We start from the raw sequence: 12,540 nt of genomic DNA on the forward strand, positions 1-12,540 counted from the left end.
TAATCTTAACCGTAAAATTTAATTGTTATTTATTCTTTAAAAGCATCCAATGCCGGTGAAGGTTTTCCGTCAGAAAGCCAAGCGCTTAATTGATAACCGCTCCAGCTTTTTTCGCCTTCCGGTTCCCAATATATTACGCCTAAACCTTTATTATTCGGAACACTTTTTACTGCTTTTATCGTAGCTTCGAGCATTTCTTTTGTGTTTTGCACTAAAGTATAATCACCGCCAACTTCTACAACCATAACTTCTTTATTGTATCGCGAAGCCATGTCTTTTAAATTATTTTCTAAATCTAAAATGGTACTTTGGTAATCGGTTTTAATCCAGTACGGATAATAGGACAAACCAATTACGTCGTATTTTACATTATTTGCCGTTGCTTTATCAAAAAACCATCTAAATTTTTCGCTCTTATTTCCTTCATCCAAATGAACCACAACTTTTATTTTTGGGTCAATCGCTTTTGTCGCGTCATAACCTTTATTAAGCAATTGTGCGAGCTGACTAAAATTATCGGTGCTTCCTTCCGGCCAAAGCATACCGCCAGGAATTTCGTTGCCAACCTGAACCCATTCTGGCGTAACTCCAGCTTTTTTCAAAAGTGTTAAAACGTCGAAAGTGTGATTGTAAACATCGTTCAACAATTCAGGAAAAGAGTGTTTTTCCCAAGCTGCAGGTTTTTTTTGTTTAGCCGGATCGGCCCAAGAGTCGCTGTAATGAAAATCTATCATAATACGCATTCCCATTTTTTTAGCTCGAACCGCCATAACCACTGTTTCTTCGGGACTGCAGTGACCGCTCCCTTTATCGTTATTCGGGTTTACCCAAACTCTTAAGCGAATGGTGTTTATACCACGGTCTTTTAATAATTGAAGACAATCTTTTGGAGAACCGTCGCTATCATAAAATTTATAGCCAGTTGCTTCCATTTGTGGCAGCCAGCCCACATCAGCTCCTTTTGCAAAACCTTTTTCGTCTGATTTTGAGTCCGGAGTATCTTTTGTAGTACTGCACGAAACCAAAACAGCAAGAGCAAAAAGAAAGAATAAGATGTTTACTTTTTTCATAAATTCTATTTTATATTTTCAAATTTATAAACCGTTGTCTGCTGATATTCTTCGCCTTTTTTCAAAACCGAATTTGGAAAATGCGGCTGATTTGGAGCATCTGGAAAATTTTGTGTTTCAAAACAAATGCCACTTGTTTTATGATAATTTGCGTTTTCTTTTCCTTTTAGAGTATCAAAACAATTTCCGCCTACATAAATATGAACGCTTGGCTGATCTGTGTAAACGCTCATTTTTAAATTAGTTTCTGAACTGAATAATTGTGCAATAATTTCTTTTGAAGGCTCAATTACAAATGAATTGTCTATTGAAGACGGACAGTTTTTAGGTTTTCTAAAATCGAAATTATGCCCAGTAAGATTTGTGAATTTTCCGGTAGGAATATTATCTGAATCCGTTTCTAATATTTTATCAGAAACAATTACCATTTCTTGATCTAAAACAGACGAATCATGACCGTTGAGGTTAAAATAACTGTGATGTGTTAAATTGATAACGGTATCTTCAGTTGTTGTTGCTTTATATTCTAGTTTTAATTCGTTTTCGTCTGTCAAAGTATACGTTAGATAAACGTGTAATTCTCCGGGAAAATTTTCGTCTAAATTTTCACTCAAAAGTCCAAAAGTTATCGATGGATTGTCGCCGCCTGTTAGATCCGTTACATTCCAAACTTTTTTCCCAAAACCAACATTGCCGCCGTGCAAAGTATTTCCGTTGTTGTTTCCTGCCAGTTGAAATGTTTTGCCGTTTAAAGTAAAAGTTCCTTTATTGATTCTTCCTGCGTAACGTCCAATTGTGGTTCCAAGATAAGGAGGACTTGGCAAATTATAAGATTGTAAGTAAGATTCTAAAGTATCAAAACCTAAAACAACATCGATCAGTTTTCCGTTTGTGGACGGAATTTTTAGCGAAGTTACTGTCGCTCCATAATTGATAATCTGAACTTTTATTCCGTTTTTATTTGTTAATTCGAAAGAATGAATTTCTTCGTTATCAGACAATAAACCAAATAATTTGCAATTAGATTGGTCTTGTAAATGCGATATATGTTTTATTTTCATACTATTTTTACCAAAAGTGAAATTCAAAAATAGAAACATTCTTTAAGTTTCCATACCAGTACCTACCAGTTTTTTGTATATTGCCAAAAAAATCAATTTTCATGAATATCATTTCAATCCAAAACAATATCGGTTTGCCAAAATATAAGCAGATAATTCTTTCAATTGAAAAAGCAATTGAAGAAGAAAAATTGGTAAAAGGTGATCGTCTTCCGTCTGTAAATAAAGTTTGTCTGGCTTTTTCTTTATCGCGCGATACTGTATTGCTTGGATACGATGAACTTAAAAAAAGAGGAATAATTTATGCCATTCCGGGTAAAGGATATTACGTGAAAAGCGTTGAAATCAGTATCAAACAGAAGATTTTTTTACTTTTTGACGAGTTGAATATTTTTAAAGAAGACATCTATAATTCGTTTTTAAAAAACATTGGAAAAAATGTTCAGGTCGATATTTTCTTTCATCATTTTAATGTTCAGGTTTTTCAAAAGCTAATAAATGACAGCAACGGAAATTACACCAAATACATCATCATGCCAACCAACTTAAACGATATAGTTAATTTGATAAAAACCCTACCAGTAAATGATGTAATTATATTAGATCAGACAAATCCTCATTTAAAATCGTATCCTGCGATTTATCAAAATCATAAAAAAGATATTTTTGAAGGATTGGTAAAAGGAAAAGTGCGACTGAATAAATATAAAAAACTGATTTTGATTTTTCCAGGTTTTAGAGAACCTCTCGGTATGAAATTAGGCTTTGAAGAATTTTGTAACGAATATAATTTTGAACACGAAATTATTACCGAATTTACAAACAGAGAAATAACTTTAGGCGACATGTACATTATTCCAAATGATCGCGATTTGGTTCGCGTAATCGAAACCGCTCGAAATCAAAATTTTAAATTAGGAGCTGATTTTGGAATCATATCATATAATGAAACCCCATTAAAAAAAGTAGTAGCCAACGGTATTACAACCATTTCTACGCACTTTGAAATGATGGGAAAAATTTTGGCAGAAATGGTGTTGAAAGGAAAGAATGAACAAATTGAAAACAAATCTTCTTTGATTATGCGAAATTCTATTTAAAATAATTTTAGCCCACGGGTTTAAGCAGTTCAACCCCGTGGTTAATTTTTTTATAAATTCAGTACAAAATCATTCAGTAATTTTTCTTCGTATTTTTCTTTATTGAAAGTGTACAAATAAGATCCTTTTCTAGAAGACTGCATGTCTTTTTCGTCAAGTTTATTTAAGATTTCCAACGAATTTATTTTGCTTATAAAGTTTCGTTTGTCTAATTCTTTGCTCAAAATTGCCTCGTACAATTCTAATAACTGACGCATTGTAAATTTTTCAGGAAGCAATTCAAACCCAATTGGTTTTATTGAGGTTCTATAGCGTAATCTTCTTATTGCGTGCTGCACCATTTCATTGTGGTCAAAAATTAAGTTTGGCGCATCGGTAATGCTAAACCATTGTGCATGGTAATTTTTGATTAGTTCAGCATTATGATTTTCGATATTAATCAAGGCATAATAGGAAACCGAAATGGTTCTTTCTACTGGATCACGATCAATTTCACTGTAAGCATATAACTGCTCCATATAAATGTCGTTTAAACCTGTATATGTATTTAAAATTCGAATGGCAGCATTGTCCAAGACTTCATCTCGTTTTAGGAAACCTCCAATCAAAGACCATTTTCCCTTTTCAGGTTCAAAATCTCTTTTAATTAAAAGGATTTTCAAGCCTTGATGGTCAAACCCAAAAATAATGCAATCTACTGCTAATAAAGCTTTATCAGCGGAGCTATAACTGTTTAGCATATTCAATTTTTTATTGGTAAATATATAAACTTCCTAATAGGTTTCATAATTTATTAATGTAGATTTTACACTTAATAATTTTATAACTAAAGAAAAGTTAAAAATGGGATCGAGAACTTCAAATTTGATTACAATTTATCTTTTTCAAACGTTTTCGTTGTAAAAAATCTTCTTTTTTTTCAAAAAATGATTCATTTGAGCCGTAAAAAAACAATTCTAAACAGGATTTTTTTTACAAAATAACAAATTTTGACTTTTCAAATAACTATAAAACAGTCTATTTATACTTTTTTCCGCAAACTTATTTTTTTGATTAAAAAGCTGGTTTTTGACCAAAAGTGTAATTTTTACACAATTAACACTCCAAAAAAATCTTTTTTTTGAAAAAAACATCAATTTATTAATGTGTATTTTACACTTAATTTACGATATGTATTTTTTTTCAGCGCTTTTTTTATGATATTAATTTGTTTTTCACCTTTTTTTTTAGTTAAATTTACAAATGTAAAATTAACACTTATAATTATAACACTAACTAACCTATTTAAACCACTATGATAACAAACCAACAATTAATTTTTTATTGCAATTTTTTATTGCCAAAAAAAGAATGGCTTTTAGCCTTACTAATGTTGCTATTTTCTGCTAATCAAATGTCGGCTCAAGGCAAAGTGATTGGCGGAGTAGTTACTTCGGCACAAGACAACTTGCCTTTGCCGGGAGTAAATATTATGATTAAAGGAACCAAAACAGTTGCCGTAACTGGATTTGACGGAGAGTATTCGATTAAAGCATCACCAAATGATATTTTAGTCTTTTCATTTATCGGATTTCAGAACCAAGAAATCGCAGTAGGAGATCAATCAAAAATAAGCATTTCATTAAGTGAAGACACTAATAAATTAAATGAAGTAGTTGTTGTAGGTTACGGTACACAAAAGAAATCTGATCTTACAGGTTCAATCGGTGTCGTAGATATGGAAGCTGCTAAAAAAACAGTAACCTATGATCCGGCAAAAATGCTTCAGGGTCAGGTTGCGGGAGTTACAGTACAATCATCTGGAGAGCCTGGAGGATTTGTAAACGTGAAAATTAGAGGTATAAATTCATTTACAAACAACAATCCTCTTTTTGTTATTGATGGAATGATTGTAGCAAACCCGAACGATTTTGCACCTGGAGATATCGAGTCGATGCAGGTTTTAAAAGATGCCTCTTCAGCAGCTATATATGGTGTTCAGGGAGCAAATGGCGTCGTAATTATTACGACTAAAAAAGGAAAAAGCGGTAAATTAGATATTAAATACAAATCGCTTGTAGGTTTTCAAAATGTAGCCAGAAAATGGGATTTGACAGACCGAGTTGGATATCAAAAAATTACTACTGCCGCAGAATTAAATGCAGGTTTGGGAATTGCACCAGGAAATGATCCTACAAGTCCTTCTTATATCAACAATGTAAATACAAATTGGCAGAATGAAGCTTTTCAAACCGGAATTGTACAGAACCAGTCGCTTACTTTTAACGGCGGTGCTGAAAGCTTAGGGTACAATATGAATGTGGATTATTTTAAAAATACCAGTTATTTAAATTCGCCTCAAGACTACGAAAGATTTTCTACGAGTTTAAATTTATATGGAAAAAAAGGAAAATTCAAGTACGGTTCAAAAATTGGATATACACAATCTGACAAGGAAAACTTTAATGAATACAATGCAGGACAATCTGCAATTGTTGATTTATTAGGTGCGGTGCCAACTATGCCGGTTTATGATCCGAACAGACTTGGAGGATATGGCGGTACAGATAATTTGACTCAAAGAGCTATTTCGATGAACGTTATCGGGTACAATAATTTGATTACCAACAACGGAAAAAGAAATCGTTTTATTGGAGATATCTGGGGAGAACTAGAAATTGTTAAAGGCTTAAAGTATAAAATAGATTTAAGCTTTGACAGATTAGATTTTCAAAACAGAAAATTTATTCCGCCAAGTGATCTAGGATGGTATTATATTACTACAAATGATGAGGCTTCTTTAGATGTTGATAACGGAAATCAGTCAAGAACTTTCGTAAACAATTTACTAACATATGAATTTTCAATTGGAAAGCATAAAATCGATGCTTTGGCAGGATGGATTCAAGAGCGAAATGATTACTACAGACATTGGTCAAGAGGAGTTGGATATACACCCGGCGAAATCAGCCAAATTCAATATGCTGATGCTACAAGCGCAGGAGAATATAAAAATACAGTTACAAACGTTTCTTACTTGAGCCGTTTGAATTATTCTTATGATGATCGTTATTTTATTACTGGAAACTTCAGACAAGATAAGACATCACTTTTCAGCGAAGATAACAATACAGGAAACTTCTACTCTTTTTCTGGAGCTTGGAAATTGAGCAATGAAAAGTTTTTAAAATTACCAGATTGGTTCAACACTATTAAAATAAGAGGAGGTTACGGAGAATTAGGAAACAACACTATTGGAGTTTACGCCTATTCTCCAACAATTAATGCCTTTGCAGGATACAATTTCAATAATACACTGGCACCGGGAACAACTGTGGTAAGTGCTATAGATCCAAATGTACACTGGGAAAAAACAGCAACTTCTAACGTTGCGATCGAACTTGGATTTTTTAATAATGACTTGCAGTTAACGGCAGAATATTATCAAAAAAAATCAACCGATTTATTAATTGGAGTTCCGCTTCCTTACTCAACTGGAGCATTTCCGGCAAGTATTACAACTAATGCGGGAGCAGTAAAAAACAATGGATTAGAGTTTACAACAACATATAACAACAATCACCACCAATTCAAATACAGCATTTCAGCGAATTTAGGAACATTGAAAAATGAGGTTCTTCAGATTGGTTTGAACGGAAATCCAATTTATGGAGCAGCTTCAAAAACAGAAGTAGGAAGATCTATAGGAGAAATTTATGCTTATCAAACTGCAGGAATTTTTCAAAATGCAGCTGATTTAGCTTCATCGCCAACACAGACAAATGCGGGAGTTGGAGATGTTAAGTTTAAAGATATTAATGGTGATGGTGCCATTACAGATGCAGACAGAACGTATATGGGAGTTGCAATTCCAAAATACAGTTACGGATTTAATTTTAGTGCAAATTATAAAAATTGGGATTTCTCAATGTTCTGGCAAGGTTCAGGCGGCAACAAAGTATTTAACGGATTGTACCGCAATTTAATGACTGAACAATATGGAAACAGCCATGTTGATGCTTTGAATTATTGGACTCCGACAAATACCAATACAAATGTACCGCGACCAATAATTGGAGATCCAAATGGCAACGCAAGAGATTCTGACAGATTTATTGAAAGCGGCGATTACATCAAATTACAAACGATGGAAATTGGATACGAAATTCCGTTGCCAAAAGATTTGTTTATTCAGAAAGCGAAATTGTATGTTAATGGTCAAAACTTATTAATCATTAGCAAATACAAAGGTTACGATCCAGATTTTAATTACAATGACGGATTATTTTCTAGAGGGTATGACGCTGGATCATTCCCAAATCCGAGAACAATTTCTTTGGGTGTTGAAGTGAATTTTTAAACTAGCCTAACAATTAAAAACGAATCAAAATGAAATATAAAATATTTAATTATATAACCGTTTTCTTTTCTCTTGCAGTTGTAACGACAAGCTGTGTTGAAAATGAAGATTTACTTCAAGTTGACCCAAACGTAGAAACTGCGGGTTCATTTTGGAAAACAGATCAAGATGCTATTGAAGGTGTAAACGCTGCGTATGGAAGTTTATTGACAGACGGAACGTACATGAGAAGCACGCCATTGCTTTTAGATTTAAAAGCAGATGATACACGAAGCAACAGCCCTTGGGGTGCAATGTATAATGTCGGACGTTTTAATTCAAACCCAACAGATCCTGCAATTTATGGATGGGCTTACGAAACCTATTACCAAGGAATTTATCGTGCCAATCAAGTTCTGGCCAATGTGCCAAATATTCAATTTGAAGACGCAGCGCTTAAAAACAGAATTTTAGGACAGGCTTATTTTTTAAGAGGATTGTATTTGTTTCATGCAGTAAACATGTTCAAAAATGTTCCGTTGCCAACAGATATTGCGGTTTATTATCCGCAGAAAACAGAAGCTGAAGGATGGGCGCAAGTTATTGCCGATTTCAAAGCTGCTGCAGATTTGTTGCCAACTTCATACGACGGAATTACAGGCATAGATAAAGGTCAAAAAGGCCGTGCTACAAAAGGTGCTGCTTTAGGATATTTAGGAAAAGCCTATTTGTTTACTAAAGATTTCGCTAATGCAAAAACTGCGTTTAAGCAAGTTATAGATTTAGGAGTTTATGCTTTAGTATCAAACTACCGTGATAATTTTACAACTGCAAATGAAAACAATTCTGAGTCTCTTTTTGAAGTACAATTCAGCAGAGATGCAGGCGGTGTTGATTTAGGTTGGGGCGGTGCTCCCGCTTCTGGATGGGGAAAAACATCAGCTCGTGCCATTACTTATGCGCCAAGAGCTTTTGGATGGACAGATGTACAGCCTTCTTGGACATTGTTTAATGAATTTCAGCAGGAAAAAACAAAAACTGGAGCTGTTGATCCTCGTTTAGATGCTACGATTTTCTACAACAAACCAGGCGGTATGCAATTATACGGTAAAGATTTTGCGACTTTTTACGCAACAAGCCCTGCCGATTTAAATGATATATTCTGTAGAAAATACCAAAATTCCGATGGTCAATTTGCAGATGAATACGATTGGCGTTCAGGTATTAACGAGCGTTTATTGCGCTATGCAGACATTTTGTTAATGTATGCAGAATGTTTAAATGAAACAGGAGATACTCCGGGAGCCTATACTTACATTCAAAAAGTAAGAGACAGAGTGGGTCTGCCTGATTTAGCAACGGCAAAACCAGGATTGACACAAACCACAATGAGAGAGCAAATTGGTCACGAGAGATTTTTAGAATTTCCTCTTGAAGGACACCGTTTTGATGATATTCGTCGTTGGGGATGGCTGCAGGATGCTGCAAAACTGGCGTGGTTAAAATCAAGAGATGTTGAGTTTAACTCCTATGCGCCAGGAAGAGAATTTTTTCCAATTCCACAATTGGAAATGGACAATAATCCAGGAACAGTTCAGAACAGTAGTTATTAAAAAAGTTTTCAGTCTCCGTTTTCAGTCTCCATTTTAACTGACTGAAAACGGAGACTTTATTATAAATTAGTAGAATACAAGATATCATGTGAAGGCTTAGGAATCTTCACATGATATTATAACATAAACACATTATGAAAAAAGCACTTTTAATTACATTTCTTATTACTCTTTGTAATCAGGTTAGTTTCGCTCAAAATGAAACTACAGTTGTTAGCATCAAAAATAATGCAGACGCTCCAATCATCAATAAAAATATCTACGGGCATTTTGCTGAACATTTAGGACGCTGTATTTATGGTGGTTTTTTTGTGGGAGATACTTCTAAAATACCAAACACAAACGGAGTTAGAAATGATATTATTACGGCTTTAAAAGAATTAAAAATTCCAAATTTAAGATGGCCAGGCGGCTGTTTTGCCGATACGTATCACTGGAAAGACGGAATTGGACCAAAAGAACAAAGACCAACTATTGTAAACAAATGGTGGGGCGGTGTAACGGAAGACAATAGTTTTGGAACGCATGATTTCTTGAACATGTGCGAGCTTCTTGGTGCAGAACCTTATTTGTCTGGAAATGTTGGGAGCGGAACAGTTCAGGAATTATCAGATTGGGTTCAATATACCAACTTCAGCGGTAAAAGTCCGATGAGTGACTTGCGTAAAAAGAATGGAAGAACAGAACCTTGGAAAGTAAAATTCTGGGGAATTGGAAATGAAGCTTGGGGTTGTGGAGGAAATATGACAGCAGAATATTATGCTGGAGAATATAGAAAATTTGCCACTTTCATGTCGGATTGGGAAAATACTGGAGGTATTACGCGTATCGCTTCAGGATCAAACAGTGCCGATTATAATTGGACAGAAGTTTTAATGAAAAATATTCCGCTAAATATGTTAGGCGGTGTTGGGGTTCATCATTATGCTGTAATTGACTGGGGTAAAAAAGGCGACGCAGTTAATTTTACAGAAGAAGGTTATTTCAAAACTATGAAATCAGCTTTAATAATGGAAGAACTCGTTACCAAACACAGCGCCATCATGGACAAATACGATCCTAATAAAAAAGTTGCCATGATGGTTGACGAATGGGGCGGCTGGTACGAAGTAGAAAAAGGAACAAATCCTGGATTTTTGTACCAACAAAATACCATGAGAGATGCTGTTTTAGCTGGAGCTACTCTTAATATTTTCAACAATCATGCAGACAGAGTTCGTATGGCAAATTTGGCGCAGTGCGTAAATGTTTTGCAAGCAGTAATTCTTACAGACAAAGCTAAAATGATTACTACGCCAACTTACCATGTAATGAAAATGTACAGTGTTCATCAAGATGCGCAATTATTGCCGGTAAGTTTTAATTCTCCAAATTATACTTTTAACGGAGAAACACTTCCTGCAGTTTCAGCTTCAGCCTCAAAAGATAAAAGCGGAGCAGTTCATATTTCATTGGTAAATGTTGATGCAAAAAACAAAAATAAAATAGAGATTGATGTTAAAGATCTTGGCGTTAAAAACTTCACAGGTATTGTTTTAACATCGGCTAAATTACAAGATTACAATTCATTCGAAACACCAAATAAAATTGTTCCGACAGTTTTTAAAGGTTTCGAAAATAAAAAAGGAAAACTTGAAATTACGATTCCTCCTTTCTCAGTAGTTGTTTTAGAAGGAAAATAAAATATAGCGAAATGAAAAAATCAAATTCCATCCTGAAAATTGGCTCGTACATCGCAGTGTTTTTAGTTGTAGTAATGGCGTTCAGTTGTTCAAAAGATGATCCTGAGACACCTGTAAATCCAGATCCTCCGGTTGTGGTTGATCCTCCTGTGGTTACGCCAGCTTTTCCCGGACCGACTTATGCAGATAATTACACTTCAATTTCAAGCTGGGGAAACAGAACGCAATGGAATTTAGCCAACGTGCATGATCCATCGGTAGAAAAATCGGGAGAATATTATTATATGTATCAAACCGATGCTTCGTATGGAAACGCAACAGAAGGCAATGGACATTTTTTTTACAGAAGATCTAAAGATTTAATCAATTGGGAATTTATGGGATCTTCGATGACGCAGGCTCCGGCTTGGGTAAAAGATTCATTGAATAATAAAAGAGCAAGAATGTCGCCTGCTCTTCCTCCAATTGCAAATCCAAATTATGGATATTGGGCACCATGTGTTCGAAAAGTCGGAAACAAATTCAGAATGTATTATAGTATTGTCGTAACGAATCCGATTGTGGGAACAGATACCAATACTTCTTGGTCAGAACGCGCTTTTATTGGCTTGGCCGAAACAGATGATTTGGCTTCAAATAATTGGGTTGATAAAGGAATGGTCGTTTGTTCTGAACCTGACGGAGTAAAAAGTTATGTTCGAAATGGAGGAAATGACTGGGATGCTTATTTTAAATTCAACGCCATCGATCCGAGTTTTATTCAGACTCCAGAAGGCGATCAATATTTAATTTATGGTTCTTGGCATTCTGGAATTGCAGCTTTAAAACTAAATCCAGCCACAGGAAAACCAGATAAATTAAAAACAATCGAAGATTACGGAGTTCGAATTGCAGGCCGAGGAAACGTAAGTACAAACCGCTGGCAAGCCCTTGAAGGACCAGAAATAATCTATAATCCAGACACTCAATATTATTATTTGTTTTTGGCTTATGATGAATTATCAGTTGCGTATAATACTCGTGTTGCGCGATCAAAAAATATTCTTGGCCCTTATTTGACAATCAGTGGCAGCAGCATAACAACTGGAGCAGATTGTTACCCAATGCTGACACATCCGTACGGATTTAAAAATCATACGGGCTGGGTTGGAATTTCGCATTGTGCAGTTTTTCAAAATCCAGACACAAAACAATGGTATTATGCTTCGCAGGCTCGTTTGCCAGAAGGTGTGGCGGGAATTAATGTTTCAAACGCAGTTATGATGGGACATGTTCGCGGTATTCAATGGACAGAAGATGGCTGGCCGGTTGTTGAAGCAGAACGTTATGCGGGAGTTCCGACAACAATAATTACCGAAGCAAATTTCATAGGAACTTGGGAACAGATTACAATGAATTATCAATACAAAATAATTCAAAAAGCTGGCACTATTTATTTAACAGCTGATAAAAAAGTAAGCGGTGACGCAACAGGAACTTGGTCGTATGACAGTACAAAAAAAATCATAACTGTTAATGGCGTAAAATGCAATGTTACCGATGCTTGGGATTGGGAATTAGCAACCAGAAAAGTAACTTTAAGTTATTCAGGATTAACGGCTTCTGGATTGCCTGTTTGGGGAAAGAAAGTCAATTAGAAATATCAATTTTTAAATTCCAAATTCCAGACCTTTTTCAAATGGATTATTCTTTAGTA

General features: G+C 34.9%; 8 protein-coding genes. 5 read left to right on the forward strand and 3 right to left on the reverse strand.

Annotated elements, in window-relative coordinates; translation table 11 throughout:
• Window positions 1-29 precede the first annotated feature (29 nt).
• Window positions 30-1,070 carry an arabinogalactan endo-beta-1,4-galactanase gene (locus IRZ83_RS06760; protein WP_228520667.1) on the reverse strand — a complete coding sequence of 347 codons (1,041 nt, stop codon included), beginning with the start codon at window positions 1,068-1,070 and terminating at the stop codon, window positions 30-32.
• 5 nt (window positions 1,071-1,075) lie between these two features.
• Entirely contained in the window at window positions 1,076-2,131 is a 1,056-nt protein-coding gene (locus IRZ83_RS06765; RefSeq protein ID WP_194567696.1) for an aldose epimerase family protein, read from the reverse strand.
• Window positions 2,132-2,232: 101 nt separating this feature from the next.
• Between IRZ83_RS06765 and IRZ83_RS06770 the strand changes: the two genes are divergently transcribed.
• Window positions 2,233-3,231 carry a GntR family transcriptional regulator gene (locus IRZ83_RS06770; protein ID WP_194567697.1) on the forward strand — a complete coding sequence of 333 codons (999 nt, stop codon included), beginning with the start codon at window positions 2,233-2,235 and terminating at the stop codon, window positions 3,229-3,231.
• 50 nt (window positions 3,232-3,281) lie between these two features.
• On the opposite strand, the gene IRZ83_RS06775 is transcribed toward IRZ83_RS06770, so the two are convergent.
• The gene (locus IRZ83_RS06775) at window positions 3,282-3,971 is read right to left on the reverse strand and encodes an NUDIX hydrolase (RefSeq protein WP_029271449.1); all 690 of its coding nucleotides are present in this window, start codon (window positions 3,969-3,971) and stop codon (window positions 3,282-3,284) included.
• A gap of 554 nt (window positions 3,972-4,525) precedes the next feature.
• Between IRZ83_RS06775 and IRZ83_RS06780 the strand changes: the two genes are divergently transcribed.
• From IRZ83_RS06780 to IRZ83_RS06795, 4 genes are all read left to right on the forward strand, one after another.
• Complete coding sequence (locus IRZ83_RS06780; RefSeq protein ID WP_194567698.1) at window positions 4,526-7,570, forward strand: SusC/RagA family TonB-linked outer membrane protein; 3,045 nt, start codon at window positions 4,526-4,528, stop codon at window positions 7,568-7,570.
• Window positions 7,571-7,599: 29 nt separating this feature from the next.
• The gene (locus IRZ83_RS06785; RefSeq protein ID WP_194567699.1) at window positions 7,600-9,162 is read left to right on the forward strand and encodes a RagB/SusD family nutrient uptake outer membrane protein; all 1,563 of its coding nucleotides are present in this window, start codon (window positions 7,600-7,602) and stop codon (window positions 9,160-9,162) included.
• Between the two features lie 134 nt (window positions 9,163-9,296).
• Window positions 9,297-10,844 carry an alpha-N-arabinofuranosidase gene (locus IRZ83_RS06790; protein WP_194567700.1) on the forward strand — a complete coding sequence of 516 codons (1,548 nt, stop codon included), beginning with the start codon at window positions 9,297-9,299 and terminating at the stop codon, window positions 10,842-10,844.
• Between the two features lie 11 nt (window positions 10,845-10,855).
• On the forward strand, window positions 10,856-12,481 hold the full coding sequence (locus IRZ83_RS06795; protein ID WP_194567701.1) for an arabinan endo-1,5-alpha-L-arabinosidase: 1,626 nt from the start codon (window positions 10,856-10,858) through the stop codon (window positions 12,479-12,481).
• Window positions 12,482-12,540 lie beyond the last annotated feature (59 nt).

The organism is Flavobacterium sp. JLP (assembly GCF_015350755.1).
In the GTDB taxonomy this organism is placed as follows: domain Bacteria; phylum Bacteroidota; class Bacteroidia; order Flavobacteriales; family Flavobacteriaceae; genus Flavobacterium.